This window comes from Macrococcus carouselicus, from assembly GCF_004359515.1.
Lineage (GTDB): Bacteria > Bacillota > Bacilli > Staphylococcales > Staphylococcaceae > Macrococcus > Macrococcus carouselicus.
Window position 1 is genome coordinate 88422 of sequence record NZ_SCWD01000004.1, and the last position, 17531, is coordinate 105952.

General features: G+C 44.9%; 21 protein-coding genes. 17 read left to right on the forward strand and 4 right to left on the reverse strand.

Going from position 1 to position 17531, the window contains the following annotated elements; all coding sequences use genetic code 11:
• Positions 1-82: 82 nt before the first annotated feature.
• The 4 genes from ERX40_RS09350 to ERX40_RS09365 are packed head-to-tail and all read left to right on the forward strand — an operon-like array spanning position 83 to position 2796.
• Entirely contained in the window at positions 83-457 is a 375-nt protein-coding gene (locus ERX40_RS09350; protein WP_133418240.1) for a hypothetical protein, read from the forward strand.
• Positions 454-1146, forward strand: a complete 693-nt coding sequence (gene liaF / locus ERX40_RS09355; protein ID WP_133418241.1) for a cell wall-active antibiotics response protein LiaF — start codon at positions 454-456, stop codon at positions 1144-1146. The genes ERX40_RS09350 and liaF overlap by 4 nt, the downstream gene beginning before the upstream one ends.
• The gene (locus tag ERX40_RS09360) at positions 1143-2162 is read left to right on the forward strand and encodes a sensor histidine kinase (RefSeq protein ID WP_133418242.1); all 1020 of its coding nucleotides are present in this window, start codon (positions 1143-1145) and stop codon (positions 2160-2162) included. The genes liaF and ERX40_RS09360 overlap by 4 nt, the downstream gene beginning before the upstream one ends.
• A 1-nt stretch (position 2163) precedes the next feature.
• Positions 2164-2796 carry a response regulator transcription factor gene (locus tag ERX40_RS09365; RefSeq protein WP_133418243.1) on the forward strand — a complete coding sequence of 211 codons (633 nt, stop codon included), beginning with the start codon at positions 2164-2166 and terminating at the stop codon, positions 2794-2796.
• A gap of 86 nt (positions 2797-2882) precedes the next feature.
• On the opposite strand, the gene ERX40_RS09370 is transcribed toward ERX40_RS09365, so the two are convergent.
• From ERX40_RS09370 to ERX40_RS09380, 3 genes are read right to left on the reverse strand one after another with little or no spacing between them, the layout of a single operon-like run.
• Positions 2883-3458: a beta-class carbonic anhydrase gene (locus ERX40_RS09370; protein ID WP_133418244.1), complete on the reverse strand. Its 576-nt coding sequence runs from the start codon at positions 3456-3458 to the stop codon at positions 2883-2885.
• 9 nt (positions 3459-3467) lie between these two features.
• The gene (locus ERX40_RS09375; RefSeq protein ID WP_424960727.1) at positions 3468-4481 is read right to left on the reverse strand and encodes a YihY/virulence factor BrkB family protein; all 1014 of its coding nucleotides are present in this window, start codon (positions 4479-4481) and stop codon (positions 3468-3470) included.
• A 28-nt stretch (positions 4482-4509) separates the two neighbouring features.
• Positions 4510-4782: a YtxH domain-containing protein gene (locus ERX40_RS09380; protein ID WP_133418246.1), complete on the reverse strand. Its 273-nt coding sequence runs from the start codon at positions 4780-4782 to the stop codon at positions 4510-4512.
• A gap of 125 nt (positions 4783-4907) precedes the next feature.
• On the opposite strand from ERX40_RS09380, the gene ERX40_RS09385 reads away from it, so the two are divergent.
• The 5 genes from ERX40_RS09385 to ERX40_RS09400 all read left to right on the forward strand — a co-directional run bounded on the left by ERX40_RS09385 (position 4908) and on the right by ERX40_RS09400 (position 9826).
• Positions 4908-5105, forward strand: a complete 198-nt coding sequence (locus ERX40_RS09385; protein WP_133418247.1) for a DUF1128 family protein — start codon at positions 4908-4910, stop codon at positions 5103-5105.
• Between the two features lie 25 nt (positions 5106-5130).
• Complete coding sequence (locus ERX40_RS09390; RefSeq protein ID WP_133418248.1) at positions 5131-6366, forward strand: aminopeptidase; 1236 nt, start codon at positions 5131-5133, stop codon at positions 6364-6366.
• 55 nt (positions 6367-6421) lie between these two features.
• A complete protein-coding gene (locus ERX40_RS11315) occupies positions 6422-6595 on the forward strand; it encodes a hypothetical protein (protein WP_165980730.1) in 174 nt (57 codons plus the stop codon).
• 62 nt (positions 6596-6657) lie between these two features.
• Positions 6658-7170: an acyl-CoA thioesterase gene (locus ERX40_RS09395; RefSeq protein WP_133418249.1), complete on the forward strand. Its 513-nt coding sequence runs from the start codon at positions 6658-6660 to the stop codon at positions 7168-7170.
• A 106-nt stretch (positions 7171-7276) separates the two neighbouring features.
• Positions 7277-9826, forward strand: coding sequence for a YfhO family protein (locus ERX40_RS09400; RefSeq protein WP_133418250.1), 2550 nt, complete (start codon positions 7277-7279; stop codon positions 9824-9826).
• 10 nt (positions 9827-9836) lie between these two features.
• Here ERX40_RS09400 and yfkAB read toward each other — a convergent pair whose 3' ends face one another.
• Positions 9837-10979, reverse strand: coding sequence for a radical SAM/CxCxxxxC motif protein YfkAB (gene yfkAB, locus ERX40_RS09405; RefSeq protein ID WP_133418251.1), 1143 nt, complete (start codon positions 10977-10979; stop codon positions 9837-9839).
• A 138-nt stretch (positions 10980-11117) separates the two neighbouring features.
• Here yfkAB and ERX40_RS11320 point away from each other — a divergent pair, with 138 nt between their 5' ends.
• The 8 genes from ERX40_RS11320 to ERX40_RS09440 all read left to right on the forward strand — a co-directional run bounded on the left by ERX40_RS11320 (position 11118) and on the right by ERX40_RS09440 (position 17511).
• Positions 11118-11273 carry an SE1561 family protein gene (locus ERX40_RS11320; RefSeq protein WP_165980724.1) on the forward strand — a complete coding sequence of 52 codons (156 nt, stop codon included), beginning with the start codon at positions 11118-11120 and terminating at the stop codon, positions 11271-11273.
• Between the two features lie 10 nt (positions 11274-11283).
• The gene (gene rlmD / locus ERX40_RS09410) at positions 11284-12654 is read left to right on the forward strand and encodes a 23S rRNA (uracil(1939)-C(5))-methyltransferase RlmD (RefSeq protein ID WP_133418252.1); all 1371 of its coding nucleotides are present in this window, start codon (positions 11284-11286) and stop codon (positions 12652-12654) included.
• 60 nt (positions 12655-12714) lie between these two features.
• Positions 12715-13233 carry a type 1 glutamine amidotransferase domain-containing protein gene (locus ERX40_RS09415; RefSeq protein WP_133418253.1) on the forward strand — a complete coding sequence of 173 codons (519 nt, stop codon included), beginning with the start codon at positions 12715-12717 and terminating at the stop codon, positions 13231-13233.
• Between the two features lie 136 nt (positions 13234-13369).
• A complete protein-coding gene (locus ERX40_RS09420; RefSeq protein WP_133418254.1) occupies positions 13370-14080 on the forward strand; it encodes a glycosyltransferase in 711 nt (236 codons plus the stop codon).
• A 34-nt stretch (positions 14081-14114) separates the two neighbouring features.
• The gene (gene recX / locus ERX40_RS09425) at positions 14115-14906 is read left to right on the forward strand and encodes a recombination regulator RecX (RefSeq protein WP_133418255.1); all 792 of its coding nucleotides are present in this window, start codon (positions 14115-14117) and stop codon (positions 14904-14906) included.
• Complete coding sequence (locus ERX40_RS09430) at positions 14899-15222, forward strand: YfhH family protein (protein WP_133418256.1); 324 nt, start codon at positions 14899-14901, stop codon at positions 15220-15222. The genes recX and ERX40_RS09430 overlap by 8 nt, the downstream gene beginning before the upstream one ends.
• 12 nt (positions 15223-15234) lie before the next feature.
• Positions 15235-16743, forward strand: a complete 1509-nt coding sequence (locus ERX40_RS09435) for an ATP-binding cassette domain-containing protein (protein ID WP_133418257.1) — start codon at positions 15235-15237, stop codon at positions 16741-16743.
• A gap of 42 nt (positions 16744-16785) precedes the next feature.
• A complete protein-coding gene (locus ERX40_RS09440) occupies positions 16786-17511 on the forward strand; it encodes a hypothetical protein (protein WP_165980731.1) in 726 nt (241 codons plus the stop codon).
• Positions 17512-17531 lie beyond the last annotated feature (20 nt).

A 17531-nucleotide genomic window follows, 5' to 3' on the forward strand; every position in this document is an offset into this window, starting at 1 on the left:
AGTATGAGATTGACCTCGTTCCTCAGACGTTTTACGTTCTGAGGAACTTTTTTTATAATGATAGTGATAAGGAGATGAGGGCATGAGCAGAATAACGTCCGTATTGACCCGTACTGTCAAAAAAGCAGTGAATCATAGTTTGTTTGCTAAAATCATTGAACTGCAGCACCGGCTGACGGATCTGAATGTCCAGAAGGCTGCAAAAACAAACGAGCAGCAGATGCTGCTTGATCAATATGACCATTATCATTTTAAGCTGACAGTAATCGATTCAGAAGATGGCAGTCAGAGAGAGTTCCGTTCCAACCGCAACATGCATCTCCATAAGCTGAATCAGCTGGATAACGAACTTTATGAAGTTGAAGTCTCCCTTGCCATGATTGAATCAATGAAAGAAGAAGTACAATATGAGATAATGATGCTGCAGAAGTTGAATGAAAGAGAAGTGAGTATGTGAAGCAGCTGGTTTCCACTGAAATCTTAATTACTTTTATTATCTTATTAATCATATCTAATCTTTACTATCTGTTTTTTTTGAAGACAGGTATGATACTGGTTCTGCTGGTCGGCATGCTGCTGATCTACAGCAGTCAGTTCTACAAAAAGAAGCTAAGAGGACTCGTCCTGCTCTGGATAGGGATAGTACTGATTGCTTTTGGCATGCTGTCAAATCCCTACACACTGATTCTGCTGTTCAGCTTTCTCATTATTCTATCGCTCCGTTATCTCATCGCGAGACGACAGCCGGCTGTGATTGCCATCGAAAACAATGAACTGCAGGTATCTGAACAGAACTGGTTCAATACGAAGAAGACGCCGGATGAAGTCTATAAATTCGATGATATCCATCTGCAGCACGCAATAGGTGACATCATGATCGACTTGACGACAGCAGCGAATCTGACACAGGACAATGTCATCGTCGTCCATCAATTGCTCGGTAAGACGACCATTGTCGTCCCGCATCATTACCAGGTGAAGGTTGATTACTCCTCTTTATATGGCCAGCTGACTGTTGATGATGAGTTTACAAGACGCTCGAAGAATCAGCGGCTGACTTATATGACGCCCGGTTACGCGAACGGTGTGCTGATCAAGGTGATGGTATCCTCCATTATCGGCGATCTGGAGGTTATCCACAGATGAATAATTACACAAGACTCATTGGTGTCATGCTGATACTGATTTACAGTCTATTATTTGTCTTTTATATATTAGACCGGATTTTTACGAATATCATCTATTTCCAGGGTATGCTGCATTCCTATATTATCGGCGTACCGGCTTTTCTGTTCTTGAATGTCGTCGTTATTCTGGCTTGTGTCATCATGGGCTCACTTGTTGCGTACAAGCAGAATGAGCAGTATGCATGGCTGAAGGAACAGATTCGTGCTGTCGATGACGGCGAGACGATTCGCAGTACAGCCGGCATCGAGCTGCATCCGGAAGCAGATGAAGTATTCGAAGCCATCATCAAACTGAATGAGACATTAAGAACCATTAAGCATCAGAATCAGCTCGCGACAAGTGGCGTCAATGAACAGATTGTCAAAAAAATCGTCGAGGAGGAACGTCAGCGGCTGGCACGTGAGCTGCACGACTCAGTCAGTCAGCAGCTGTTCGCAGCAAGTATGATGCTCTCCGCTCTTAAAACAAGGGAAGTAGACGAGCGTATGAGCCGGCAGATCGAACTGTTGGAGCGCATGCTCCATGAGGCCCAGCAGGAGATGCGTGCATTGCTCCTGCATTTAAGACCGCTTGCTCTGCAGAACAAGTCGCTGATAGAGGGAATCAAAGACTTGACGACCGATCTGCAACAGAAGACACCGCTTGATATTCAGCTTGATATAAACCCGGTGCCTCTTGCCAAAGGCATCGAGGATCAGTTGTTCAGGATCACACAGGAAGCGATATCGAATACACTGCGGCATGCACAGGCGAAGCGACTGACAATAGAGCTCTTTGCGATTACAGGGGGGCTGATTCTCCGGATTGCTGATGATGGTCATGGCTTTGATATGACAATGAGAGACGAGACAAGATACGGCATCAATACCATGAAAGAACGGGCACTCGAAATCGGAGGGAGCTGTCAGATAATCTCGGCCCCTGACAGCGGGACCCGAATAGAGATCAAAGTACCTTTGACTGAGGAGGAGTAAGATGAAAGTATTATTCGTAGATGACCATGAGATGGTCAGAATAGGCATATCAAGCTTCCTGTCGACTCAGCCGGATATTGAAGTAGTGGGTGAAGCGGGGGATGGACAGGAAGGGGTGGCAAAGACGCGAGACTTAAGACCTGATGTCGTCCTGATGGATATGGTGATGGAACCAATGAACGGTATTGAGGCGACGGCAATCATCAAGAGTTCGATACCGGAGACGAAGGTCATTATGCTGACAAGCTTCATCAATGACAGGGAAGTATATGCAGCGCTTGATGCCGGCGTGGACAGCTATATCCTGAAGACATCGAGTGCAGACCGGATAGCTGAAGTGGTGCGCAGGACATATGCAGGTGAAACAGTATTTGAAGCTGAAGTGATGACGAAAATGCGCAACCGGCTGCAGCAGAAGGCAGAGCTCTATGAAATGCTGACGCAAAGAGAGATGGAGATCCTGTTACTGATTGCTAAAGGGATGTCAAATCAGGAAATTGCAGATGTGAGTCATATTACCATCAAGACGGTGAAGACACATGTGAGTAATATCCTCAGTAAACTGGAAGTTCAGGACCGAACCCAGGCAGTGATCTATGCGTTCAAGCACCACCTGATAGAACAGGCACATTAAGAGTCAGATGATCATTGATGCTGTTGAAGACAAGCGTAACCCAAAATGAAACCCAGTTTCCAAATGGAAACTGGGTTTCATTCTGCCTATTTGCTGATGACTTTCGCGTAACCATCCTGGATCAGCTCAACTTCACCTGTATGAGGGTCAATGACAAGACCATGTACAGGCACGGATTTATCGAATAAGGGATGATTATAGACTATGTCAATATTGGCACGGACATTTTCTCTGACATCTGAGAAGCCGCCAAGAAAATGATTCAGGTCAATACCTGAATGTTCAAGAATTGCGATCGTTTCTTCTTTGATACCCCGTTCCTTCATTGTGCCAAGCACAGTGTCGACATCAATACCGCCCATACCGCAGTCCTTATGGCCCATGATGATAATCTCCTCGGCACCTAACGCATAGATACCTACCAGCAGACTTCTCATAGTCGAGCCGTAAGGATGAGAGATAGTAGCACCTGCATTTTTGACGAGTTTGACATCGCCATTTTTAAATCCTAGGGCTTTAGTTGAGAGTTCAACGAGGCGTGTATCCATACAAGTCAGCATGACTGCCTTCATTGTAGGCACTTTAGAAGTTTTGTAGTTCTCGTATTCTTTGTCTTCTACAAATCTCACATTGTAATTCAGAATGTCTTCAAGTAATGTCATAACAATCTCCTATCGTTCAGTCGGTAGCTGGCCGAGCTTCTTCTGATGCAGAATCGCATTGATCTGAGAGCCGACGATAATGATGAAACCAGTTAAGTATAACCAAGTCATCAAGACGATGACTCCACCGATACTCCCGTAAGTCTTGGAGTAGTTCGCAAAGTTATTGACGTATACACCAAATAGAAAACTTGCACCCAGCCATACAATCGTTGCAAACAATGCGCCAGGTAGCACGGACTTCCAGTTCAGTCTGATATTCGGTGCAATCGCATATAGTGTTGTAAAAACAACGAATGTCAGTATCAATGGTAACACAACTTTGATTAAGTTGAACAACCAGATGAACTGATCACCCATTCCGATAGCCCCGAACAGCAGCTGACCTAACTGTTCACCGAAGACCGGCAGAGCAAGAGTGATAGCTACAACAAGTATCATCACGATAGTGAATAGAATACTGAGCAGTTTAGCTTTGAGCGGACTCCTTGCATCTTCAATTTCATAGGAGACATTGAATGCATTCATCAGTGCCGTCATCCCGTTGGAAGCAGTCCAGAGCGCTGCGATTAAACCGAATGACAGTAACCCGCCATTGGAATTCGCCATGACGTCAGTGATGATCGTATTGATTGTATCAGCAGTATCGCCAGGTGCACTTTTTGCGATGAAGTCAGTGATGGTTTCAGGTTTCAGTTTGAAGAGCGGTAGAAGTGTCAGCAGGAAAATAAGTAATGGGAAAAGAGAGAGCAGGAAATAGTAAGCAAGCTGAGCAGACAGACCTGCTGCATCATCTTTTCCGATACGATATAAAAGACGTTGAAAGAAGTTGCCTTCTTCTTTATATTTTACGGGTTTATTGATTTTTGAGACATGGAACTCCTCGTCAGGTTTCTTCGCATCCTTGGACTGGAATTGCTGTGTCTCTACATAATTTTCTTCTAAATGGCTAGACTCAGACGGATTAGCCGTCTGAGTCAGGAATTTAGAAGAGCTTTTCTGGTCTTTAGCCAAATGAATCACTCCTCCTCTATAAAATTATGAGCCGTTATTATTTTTTATTTTGCAGCATATCTTTTGTTTCCAGAAGTGCTTTTTCAAGTTCTGGGTTGTTGCGACGAATTTCTTCGATCTGGTCTTTCCAGTACATCAGTTCATCTTTAATACCACTGAATTTGTCTTTTACTTCAGATGGATTTTTACGAAGTTCATTCGCACTGCTGACTTGATTTTTTACAGAATAACGAGTGTTTTTGTCAAGCATAGCGATTGCGGCACCAACAGCGGCGCCGATAAGCATACCAGGGATTAATTTGTTGTTCATGATGATTCCTCCAATAAATTAGTGTGTTGATAATACTATTATATATCCTAATATATAATATGGTAAACTTGTTGCAGATGAGATTTTTATTTTATTGTACTATTAATGGATAACTGGAGGTTAATATGTCTAAAGAAGAAATGCTGACAGCAATCATGACAAAGTTGAAACTGATCAACAAAGGGGTCATCAATGCTGAGGATATCGATGATTCAAAGCAGGAAGATTTACAGGATCTATACGATATGGTGATGAAACGGGACAATATCTCACCGAGTGAAATTGCTGCGATTACTGATGCACTGGGACAGCTGAGAAAATAATCTAGACAACAAAGGGGATTGTATAATGATTGAAAACCAGAATGAACGACTTAAATTATATGCACAGCTGTTAGTGAACGTCGGGATGAATGTTCAGCCGAAACAACGTGTCTATATCCGTGCGACTATTGATGCTGCCGAATTTGTACATCTAGTGGTAGAGGAAGCATACAAAGCAGGCTCTGAGGACGTTAAGGTGAGCTACGGGGATGACCGTCTGACGCAGCTTAATCTTGCATATCGTCCGAAAGAATCATTTGAGACAGTACCACAGTACCTTGTCGATGAGCGCATGGATTATGCGCGGGACGGTGCGGCACAGCTTGCACTTATCTCTTCAAGTCCGGAGAATCTGAAGGATGCGGATGCTGATAAAGTGAGCACGATGATGCGTTCTTACGGTAATGCTTACCGTGAATATATGCGTATGATGCAGTCTGACCAGTTCCCGTGGACAGTGGCGGCCTATCCTTCCAGGGAATGGGCGAAGCTGGTCTACCCGGAACTGCCTGTTGATGATGCGGTTGACAAACTTCTTGAGCTGATGCTGTACACAGTGAGAGCAAACGAAAAAGATCCGGTGCAGGCATGGGAAGAACACAATAGAAATCTGCACTTAAAAGCAGAATACTTAAATAAGAAAGCATACAAAGCACTGAAATACTCAGCGCCTGGAACTGATCTGACAATCGGTCTGCCGGAAGGACATATCTGGTGCGGCGCTTCGTCCGTCAGTGCTGAAGGTATAGAGTTCATGGCCAATATGCCGACTGAAGAAGTCTTCACGGTGCCGCATCAGGACCAGGTCAACGGCACGGTGACTAACTCACTGCCACTGAGTTATGGCGGCAATATCATCGATGACTTCACTCTGACATTCAAAGAAGGTAAAGTTGTTGATTACAAAGCGGGCGTGGGTGAGGAGATCTTAAAAGGGTTGCTTGAGTCAGATGAGAATGCGGTTCAGCTCGGTGAAGTGGCACTTGTTCCGCATGATTCACCCATCTCAAACAGTCAGACACTTTTCTACAATACGTTATTTGATGAGAATGCATCCTGTCACTTAGCACTCGGCTCTGCCTATCCATTCTGCTTAGAAGGTGGCAAAGAGATGGACGATGCTGAGCTTGATGCAGCAGGCCTTAATCAGTCGATCACCCATGAAGACTTCATGATCGGCAACGCTGAGATGAACATCAGTGGTATGACCGAGAATGGTGACATGGAACCCATCTTCATAAATGGTAATTGGGCGTTTTAATTTAAGCTATATAATGATATGATTATTCTATAATGATTAAAGCAGGAGGCTGAACATGTCAGTAGCTATGATGTGGTTTGTTGTTATCGCCTTTCTTTTCTCGATGTTTGTTTTCGGTGGCATGCTAATGTTCTTCCTTAGAGCCGCTTTTGATTCCAAAGAGGCAGACATTGTTGACACTCCAGAAGAAGCACTCGAGAAGAAAGTCTTTGCAGATGACCTACACTAAATAAGAAACAGAACGGGAGATAGGAGACTATCTCCTTTATTATAGAGAAAATGAGGTGTGTAATGAGAGAGAGAAAATCAATGTCTGAATCAAGGACAGTCAAAACGCAGCAGGTCTTTCCGTCTGATACCAATCATCATCATACTTTGTTCGGCGGCAAGCTGATGGCGATGGTGGATGATGTCGCTTCTATCGCGGCCACCCGTCACTGTGGTTATTCTGTTGTGACGGCATCCACAGATTCGGTGGATTTCATCAAACCGATTCGACCGGGAGATATCGTGTCACTTGTCGCAATTGTCAGCTATACGGGTAATTCTTCAATGGAAGTTTTCACGAAGGTCATCGCTGAGAATATTCTGGAGGGCAGGAAAGAACTTGCAGCGGTGAGCTTTCTGACATTCGTGGCGCTTGACGAGAATAACCGGCCGGTTCAGGTGCCTGAGGTCTATCCGGAAAATGCGGATCAGGAGTGGCTGAACGAGTCAGGGGCGGAGCGGGCAATCAAGCGTAAAGAACGGACAGGCCATAGTAAAGAACTGCTGAAATTCTTCTCCACCAAGCTTTACACGTAATAATAACACCGGTAAATCACTTGATTTACCGGTGTTATTTTGTCTATCACGGCGATCCTTGTTATAATGACAAAGGAAAATATAGACAAAATGAGAGGCTGAATTTATGTTAAAACGTTTTATCAAGATAATGGGGATTGCGCTCGTGATGAGTGGTATATTCTATCTGCCGGATGTATACCGTTATATGGCTGACGGTGTCCTGTATGTCGGCAAAGGTGACGGAATGAAACAGATGATTCCCTTTCAGCTCTATCTCTATGAACATTTCAAGCATGCTCGCATGTGGTATGATCTGTCATTTGGCTTAGGCGGAGATTATTTCACCAGCCTCAGCTATTATTATTCAACATCACTTGTATCATACGGGACATTTGCACTGCTCCATCTCTATCAGCTGATGGACCGGCAGTCGACTGTCGAACAGCTGATTCATATGCAGTACGTGACGGCAGTACTGAAATGCAGTTTCGTCTTTTCAGCGACTTATTATGCCGCCAAGGAAATCGGTATCAGACATAAGATGGCAATGCTTGCAGCGGTACTTTACAGCTGGTCCACTATCTTCTACTATTTCACATTTACCTGGTCTTTCTTCAGTGATGTCATGATTTATCTGCCCCTGTCCGTACTCGGAATTGAACGGCTCCTAAGAAGAAAAAAGCCGCTTGTTTTTATACTTAGTATTGCAGTAACCGTCTTCTCGAACTTTTATCTCGCATATTACGAGATGATAGCAGTCGGCGTCTATTTTCTCTTTCGCATTATTCGGCAGCATGAAGAGGATAGATTCACTCGGACCCGGGCCTTAACAACCACTGTTCTCAGTGCAATCACCGGCTTTATGATCGGGAATATCGGTTTTGTCGCAGGTGTATCGTCATTTCTGAACAATGACCGCACACTGGAAAAGCTCAAAATTCCACTGCTGATCGGCTGGTCCTCTGATAATAATATTTTCTACGGGGGCTTCCACCTGGTTGTCATGTTTGTTGCAGTTATTGCGCTGTTCAGCTTTTCGCTCTATCGGTATTATTATTACCGGTTATTCGCCGTGACGACCTGGATACTGATGGCCGGCTCTCTGACACCTTTTGTCGGCAGTCTGTTCAACGGCTTTTCGATGCCGCAGCGCAGATGGGTGTATATTCTGGCCTTCTCAACTGCAATGCTTTCGGCACTCTTCATCCAGCATCTGGCGGAGCTGTCTATACGACAGCTGGTCTACGCCGCAGTGCCGGTCGTGCTGGTGATTATTATATCAGCGTTGATGCAGAGAGATTTTCATTACTGGATACTCTATATCCCTATCATTCTTCTGCTGATGATGTTATATCTGAAAGAAAAATCAACAAGGCTGCTGAATGTCATTATCTTTGCGATTGCGATGTGTCAGCTGACATTGATCCAGGATTATCATTACGGTGTGCAGCACAAATACTTCAAGACGAAGGACTATATGACTGAGAAGGTCTATAATCCGGCGATGCAAAAAGAAATCAATCAGATCAAGAAAGGGCAGGCGGATGATTTCAGACGTATCACGCTGTCAGACGATTCGTCAGTCAATGTGCCGATGTATTATCGATTTAACGGCACTATGCTGTACTCGAGTATATTTGACAAAAAAATCCTGAAGTTCTATGAGGAAGAGCTGCAGATTGCACAGCATAAGCAGAAGAACAGTTATTATGCAAATCTATCAGGACGGACGAACTTAGCGAGTCTTTATAATGTGGATTATTTTATAACTGCTGAAGACGATCATCCGACATTATTTGAGAAGGTGGATGCTTTTACAGCTAATAAGACTTATGAGCTATCGAAAAATCCTTATCCACTTCCGAGTGTCAGGGTTGCTGAGCAGACATTCGCTGCCTCCTCACTTCATACACCGCTTGCCAGAGAGCGCGCGATGCTTGAAGGCGTGGTGAAAGAAACAGGAACAGCGGGCAACTTTGAAGCGGAGAATATACTGCCCGCTGCGACCTTACGAACAGAGTATGCTGAATGGACGGACGGCTTACTGAATGTAGAAAGAGACGGCGGTGGACTCGTGATCAAATTAGATAAAGAACAGACGTCCCGCTATAAAGAGCTCTATATCACGATGAAAACAGATATTGCAGCACCGGCGGACAAAGACTTTTATGTTCAGGTCAACGAGAAGAAGCTGATGAAACCGAAGAAGGACTACAAATACAGAAGAGAAGCCAAAGATATCGTGATGAATATTAAGGCGACTGATGACATTCATATACATTTTCCTGCCGGACGGTATCACTTAAGTCTGAAGTCAGTGCAGGGGGAGGATTACACCAGTCTGAAAAAAGCATACCATCATTATCGCAAACACCCTCTGACGTTCACAAGGAAAAGAAATGCATTCGAAGTAGATCTGCAAGGTGATAAAGGGACACTCGTCTTTCCTATGCCTTATGCTGTAGGACTGAAAGCTTATGTGGACGGTGAGGCCCGGCCTGTTGAAGCGGTCAATTATCTGATGACAGGTGTACCGGTCAAAGAGGGTGATAGGAAAGTGGTTCTGACCTATACCCCGCCTTATCTTAAATGGGGCAGCGTTGTCATGCTGCTCGGTCTGGCGGGTGCTAGCCTCTTGAACAGATGGATCCGAAAAAATAACCAGCTCAGCTGAGCTGGTTATTTTATTTGATTTCATTGAACTGCTGATGCATCTGGTGTTCGCGTTCTTTAAAATCAACGTCTGGGTAGTACATGTTTTTGACGAGCAGGTTCGGACCTAGGCACTTCACAGGTGCACAGTGGCAGTTAAGCTGTTGATTCAATGCGCTTTCCTGCCATTTGTCATAGACGGACTGCAGGGAATGAGTCTGTATATTATTGATTGTCCCCGTCTCATCGCCGAAATCAGTCACAATGACGTCACCCGTGAAGACATTGACATTCAGCCTTGAGCGTCCGTCCGGATCGTTCCGGATGGTGATAGTTGGATCTGTATGTAATGCTTGCTGCAGTTCGAGATCATCTTCATTCATAGCGCACGGGAAGAACGGTAATGTGCCGAACAGCATCCAGGTCTCAGGGTCACGAAATGTCAGCAGCTGACGAATAGCCTCTTTCAACTCATCAAGCGTCAATATATTGAGGTCTGACGCAAAGTCAGAAGGGTACATCGGATGAATCTCGTGACGTGCACATCTCATATCACGTACCACTTCACGATGTATTTTCTCAAGATGAGGTACAGTGTTTTTGTTCAGCATGGTCTCTGCTGATACAAACATACCTGCTTCAGATAACTGGCGTGCGTTGCTGATCATCTGTTCATATAATTGATAGCGGGCTGCAAGCGGAGGTTTCTTGTCCATTACATGGAAGCCGACTTCAGCGAATTCGTCCAACGTGCCCCAGTTATGTGAGATGTGCATAACATCCACTAAGTCAAAGACATCCTCATAGCGGTTATAAGGCAGGGTCAGATTGGAGTTCATCTGCGTATAGATGCCACGGTCCTGAGCGTACTGCAGTAATGGCTTCACTGTCTTCTTAATGGATTTCTTAGAGAACATCGGTTCTCCGCCGGTTACACTGATAGTGGATAGATGAGGAATTTCGTCAAGCCTTCTGAGTATCAGGTCCATATCCAGGACTTCCGGGTCTTTGACCTGCAGTGTATAACCGACTGCACAGTGGGCGCAGCGCATATTGCAGAGCGTAGTCGTCGTGAATTCAATATTGGAGAGTTTGTTCGTCCCGTATTTTTCAACTTCATTGTAAGCTTCCCATGGATCGAACTGAGGGGAGATGGGTTGTTTTGCGGCTAACATAAATGTCCTTCTTTCAAGAAATAATCTTTTCCATTATCTCATCGTTACATAAATTGTCAACGACAATAGATTGAAAGTTAAAGGGTTCTCGTTCATAATAAAGGACGATATGAAGACAACATAAAAAGGAGAATCATGATGGCAAATGAATCATTGAATGAAATTAAAGAGAAATTAAGTGATTTCATCGAGAAGATAGATGCTGTAGATCCTGAAACGACGGATATGGCTGATATCGATGAGTGGCTCGCAATTTTAGATCAGCTTGAAGCAAAAGTGAAATCGATTAAATAGGAGGAATGGAATGAAAGATATAGAAGTGAAAGTCGGACAGAAATTCCCTCTGACGATTAAAAGACTGGGTATCAATGGTGAAGGAATCGGCTATTACAAGCGAAAAATCACGTTTGTACCGGATGCACTGCCTGGAGAAGTCGTACTGACTCAAGTAACGAAAGTCAACAATCGCTACCTGGAAGGTAAAGTACTTAAAGTCCGTGAGAGTGTGCCTGAGCGTGTCAGTCCACCTTGTCCGGTCTTCTTTTTGTGTGGCGGCTGTCAGCTGCAGCATATGAGCTATCCCGCCCAGCTGAACTTCAAGCGGCAGATTATCATGGATTCACTCGAAAAATACGCGGGTCATGTGAACCCTGAAACCGTCAGACCGACTATCGGTATGGATAAACCATTCCGGTATCGCAGCAGAAACCAGTTTCCAGTTGAGAAATCCGGCCGCAATATCCGGGCAGGTCTCTACAAGGAGCAGTCGAATACACTGATTGACCTTGATGAATGTATCGTGCAGGACAAACGGACGATGCAGGCGACAAATGCCATTAAAGTCATCATGAGCGAACTGAATATTGATGTCGCTAAAAATGTGAATAAAGAAGAAGGGGTCCGTTATATCATGACGCGTGCTGCGAGACATTCTGATGATATACAGGTCATTCTGGTCGCCACGACCCGTGACCTGAAGAAACTGGATTTACTGACAGAACGCATCATGCGTCTGCCGAATGTCGTCAGTTTTGGACTTAATATCAATGCTGACCGCGATCTGTTGACTGGCTCCGAGACCATTATTCTGGACGGACAGCAGGCAATCCATGAAACACTGGGAGAGACTGACTACGAAGTGACCGCTGAAAGTGCCTTTCCGATTAATGTCAGACAGGCGGATGTACTCTATGAGACCATCTTGGCAGCAGCAGGCTTAACAGGCAGCGAAAATGTAGCAGACTTATTCTGTGGTTCAGGAGGCAGCGCCCTTAAGCTTGCGCGCCACGCACGGGCGCTGCGCGGTGCTGACTTAAACGAACAGGAAGTCATCAATGCTGCTTATAGTGCAGCGGCGAACAACATGGAGAACTGTCTCTTTGAAGCAGGGGAACCGGCAGATAAACTGGAGGACTGGATTCAGGACGGCTTCTATCCGGATGTCATCACCATCAACCCGAATCGTTCAGGTCTGACAGCGGATGAGATTGATGCCGTCAATGAAATCAAACCTGCCGTCTTCATCTATATCAGCCGCAACCCGTCAACGCTCGCCAAGGACCTGGCTCATCTGACAAAGGCCTTCACGGTTGATTATATTCAGCCGATTGATATGTTCCCGCAGACGACACAGGTCGAGGCAGTCGTCAAGCTCGTCCGCAAGAGAAGACTGTAATGTTTTACTGCGTACAGGGCGGGTAAATATAACTATCACTACTTAGGAGGAATATACAATATGACTAAAAAAGTAGCAGTAATATTAGATAACTTATTCGAAGATGTTGAATATACAAGCCCTGTTGAGGCCATTCAAGAGGCAGGCCACGAAGTAACCGTCATCGGTAAAGAAGCAGGTCAGTCAGTTAAAGGGAAAAAGGAAAATACAGAAGTGAAAATTGAGAAAGCAATCGGCGATGTGAACGCAGCTGACTATGATGCACTGCTGATTCCTGGCGGATTCTCACCTGACCAGTTACGCGGTGATGAAGAAGGTCGTTTCGGTAAATTCGCGAAAGAATTTATGACAGCTGATAAACCGGTATTTGCTATCTGTCACGGACCGCAGGTATTAATCGATACGGATGAATTAAAAGGTCGGACAGTGACCAGTTATTTATCAGTCCGTAAAGACTTAGAAAATGCAGGGGCTGAAGTGGTTGATCAGTCAGTTGTTGTCGATAACAATCTGATCACTTCAAGAACACCTGATGATTTGCCGGATTTCAACAAGGAAATTGTGAATTCACTTCAATAATAAGATATTCAGGCACCGCCCAGGCGGTGTCTTTTTTGTCTCAGTCCTGAGACCGATTTATCAGGGTTACAGATCGTTTTCGTATATCCTTCTTTCTTAATTTGTTAAACTATTTTTAAGATAAGGAGAAATGCGTATGAAACGATTAGGATGCGGACTGATGCTGGTGATTCTTCTATGTGCTGCTGTAATAGGCGGCTTCTTTTACTTCACAAGCAGCGGGGCGGACTTGAATGACATCAGAGCCCTGCAATCAAACAAGTATTATGTCTCAGCTGACCAGATGCCGAAATATGTGCCGGCTGCCTTTATTGCGGTAGAAGATAAACGATTCTATCAGCATGATGGTATTGACTGGAGAGGCACAGGCCGTTCTGTCGGTGTAGCAGTCAAGAACCGCGAAGCTTCGCAAGGCGGCAGCACCATCACGCAGCAGCTCGCTAAAAATCTCTATCTGAACAGCGATAAAAAGCTCAGCCGTAAGCTGAATGAAATGATGATTGCGAAGAGAATTGAAAATAACTTCTCAAAAAATGATATAATAAGTGCATACTTGACGACGATTTATTTTGGGAACGGCATCTACAATATCGAAGAAGCAGCCAACACTTATTTCGGTACAACGACTGATGCGAGCTATAACGGCCTGCCGCAGATCACTGTGCTGCAGAGTGCGGTGCTGGCGAGTACGATCAATGCGCCGAGTACCTATCAGCCAGGAGACTTTCTGACGGACACGGCCCTGCAGGAACGGACAAAGTCCACGCTTAAAAAGATGCATGACCAGCAGCTGATCACTGATAGACAGTATCATGAGGCAGTCGCCGGTATACCTGACTCTGACTAACGCTCCGGCGTTAGTTTTTTTAAGGAGTGATCACATGAAGATAACGAAGATAGAAGTGCAGAAGAACAATAAGGACCGTTTCAATCTCTATATTGACGGGGACTTCAATATGGGCATCGACAGTGCCACCTATGTGAAGTTCAATTTGAAGAAGGATGACGTGCTGACAAAGGAAAGACTGCAGGCAATCAAGGCATATGATGACTATAGACGGGCCATCAACTCTGCAGTCATCTATCTCTCATATAAGAAGCGGACTGAGAAAGAGATCCGGGATTACCTGAAGAAGGCAGAAGTGAGTGAAGAGGTCATACAGGATGTCATCAAATACTGTTATGATAACCGTTATATCGACCATGATGACTATGCACGCAGTCTGATGAACACAATGCTGAATACAACGGATAAAGGACCGGATGTCTTCAGGCAGAAACTTTTCGACAAAGGGATAGAGCGTGCCATCATTGATGAATATTATGATAATTATACTGAGGAAATCACAGCGGAACGGATGGAAAAACTCATCCAGAAGCAGCTGAAAAGACACCAGGGTAAAACGTCAAGTTATATGGCAGCTCAGAAAACAATACAAACACTGGTCCAAAAAGGTTATAATTTGAATAATATCACGCCCTATCTGGCTGCCAGTGATATAACGGATACGGATGCACTGCAGAAGGAACTGGAGAAGCAGGTGAACCGTCTATCGAGAAAGGCGTCTGGTTATGAGCTGAGAACAAAAGTCATTACAGCATTGATGCGTAAAGGATTCAAATACGACGAAATCAATGCCTCTTTGAAGGAAAGTGGTATAGAAGATGAATGAAGAGAAGAAATTAGTAGAAATGTCTCCCGCTGAACTGAGAACCGCGATTGCGGCTTATAGAGAGAAAGCACGCAAAGCGGAAATGATGGGTATCATCAATGAATACGACGTCTATCAGCGAAAAGCGCTGATAGCAGAGAGCTACTTAGTGGATGCGTCCGAAATCGTCATCGGTAAGGTATACCGTCTGATCGGTAGTGAAGCGTCCTACTTCAAAGTCGAGAGAATCAAAGGCGTCTTTGCCTGGGGCTTTCGTCTGCAAGGTGATGCATCTGAGGAGGGCATCCCACTCTCACTGCTGCAACTTGATCAATAAAGGAGTTTGAACATGTCTGGTGATATTCTCGTAAGACTAGTTGAAGTAACAAAATATTTCCGGCACGATCAGACAGAGCAGTCTCTCCTGGCGCGATTTGTTCAGAATGAGAAGAATCGGTATGTCAGTATCAATAAAGTGACGATTCACCTCTATAAGGGTGAGACGATGGGTATCGCAGGTATTGCAGGTTCCGGTAAAACTGTTCTGGCGCAGCTGATCGCTAAAGTGATCGAGCCGAACAGCGGCCGCGTGCGTAATAATGCCAGGACGTTTCTGGCAGCTGAGAGTTCAACCACCCATTCAGTCAGTCACTTCATTGAGACGATGCTGCTCAGCTATAATATTCCGCTTGCCGATTATGCCGAACTCAAGCATGAGATTCTGATATTCGCAGAACTGGAAGACAAAGATAAGACGAAAGTCAGTGAACTGACAGTCGTAGAAAGAGCACAGCTGCTGATTGCCCTCACCCAGTTTCTGCAGCCGGAAGTGGTGGTCTACAATGACCTGACCCGTCATCTGTCTCCGGCCTTCAAGAAGAAGTTCGGTGAAGTCATCGACGAGCTGGTCAGCCGGGATAAATCGGTGGTGCTTATGGAAGAGAATCCTGACCTGATGCTGTATAAAGCTGATTATGTCAGCTGGCTCAGTCACGGTCAGCTCAGACGTTCCGGTGAGCCGGGTGATGTGCTGCCGCAGTATCTCGATTATTACAGACAGTATAAGGGGACAAAGGAGGAATTATTTGACCTCGACTACAAGATCAGACGTCAGACCTTACAATCTCGGGAATTAAAACGGGTGAATCGTCATACACGTACTTATGTGAATGAAGACTTGAGAAAATGGCTGTCACTGTCAGCTGTGCTGCTCGTACTTGGACTGGTGTTGTTCACGCTTGTCCTGAAAGATGTTCAGTATAAACCCGCAGTGGCTGAACAGCAGAAAGTGGCGATCAACAAACAGCCGGAGACGAGTTATACGGAGAAGTACGCGCTCGCAGCGGTCAGTAAACAGACAGCCGTCACCTTCAAAAACAAGACAGTTGCACAGCTGCCTGCCGGATCTTTAGTGGAAATCACCGCCATCAGCCCTGAAGATTATCGCATAGCCTATGACAGCAAAGAGATGAAGATAGAGAAGAAAAACCTCATCTATATCAACCCGGCGGCCTTATATGACGAGCGGTCCTTTGAGGAGCTGAAGCCCTATATGTACAGCAACTATGTGAACTTTCATCAGTTTTTCAACGGTTTCCTCGGGGCGAGTCGGCAGAAGGTGGAGGATGAGCTGTATCCTGAAATTCGTGAGCCCTTTGCCATCAAGCTGACTGACAATGAGATCTATCTGCAGTTTAATGAGCAAAAGAGAGTCAGTGGAATTCGTTTTCCGTTGGTAAATCGGCAGGAGATGAGGAAAAAGTTCAATCTGGACGACGACTTCTGGATAGTTAAAGTGGATAATGGTTATGCTGTTGCTGATTTTGATGCACAGACATGGCTGTATTTCCGGAGATAGGTGGAGGCAATGAAAGAATTAAGGACATATGTACCCTACATCGTGAAAAATACAATCATTGATTTAAGATATAACATCAGACAGTATATCGGTTGGCTGCTGATTAATTTCGCATTGATTTTACTGAGTTACTTTATTGTGAATCTTATTTCGCCATCAGAACCGGATAAGACCAGACTGTTCTTTCAGCTGAGCGGATATCTGCTCTTTTTCTGGATGGCGGGTGTGCTCTACTATTCAAGTTTGCTGTTCTCACGGCGTGGCTTCATACTGGATATCACCAATCTGCCGCTCTACGTGCTGGTAAATGTTCATATTGTCAGCTTCCTGCTGCAGTTCGCTGCAGCATTCACCTTTCTTGTCATAGTGATGCTGACGGACCGTATCGAACTCAATATGAGCCTGATAGGAATCGCTTACTTTATCGCTCTGACCTATCTGCTGCTGATTCCCTCAGGCATTCTACTCAGCCTGCTGGAGTATTTCAGTCAGCATATGCGTAGAAATGTGATCATCCTGCTGACTGTCATCATGTTATCTGTTTCAATCCTGTGGGTGCCGGTCCAACTGCCTGCACTTGTAGTGAAGATCTTAAGTCTGAACCCGTTCTATTTTCTCGTAAATGGTTTTCAGACGGCAGTAGTGGAAGGCGTCAGTGTATTCTATAAGGTGCCGCTGCATCTCCTCTTCCTATGTGAACTCATCTTTGTCTATATATGGACATTCTACCTGTACAGAAAGCTGAAGGATGAAATAACCGGGAAATAAAGAGATCCCATCATTTCAAT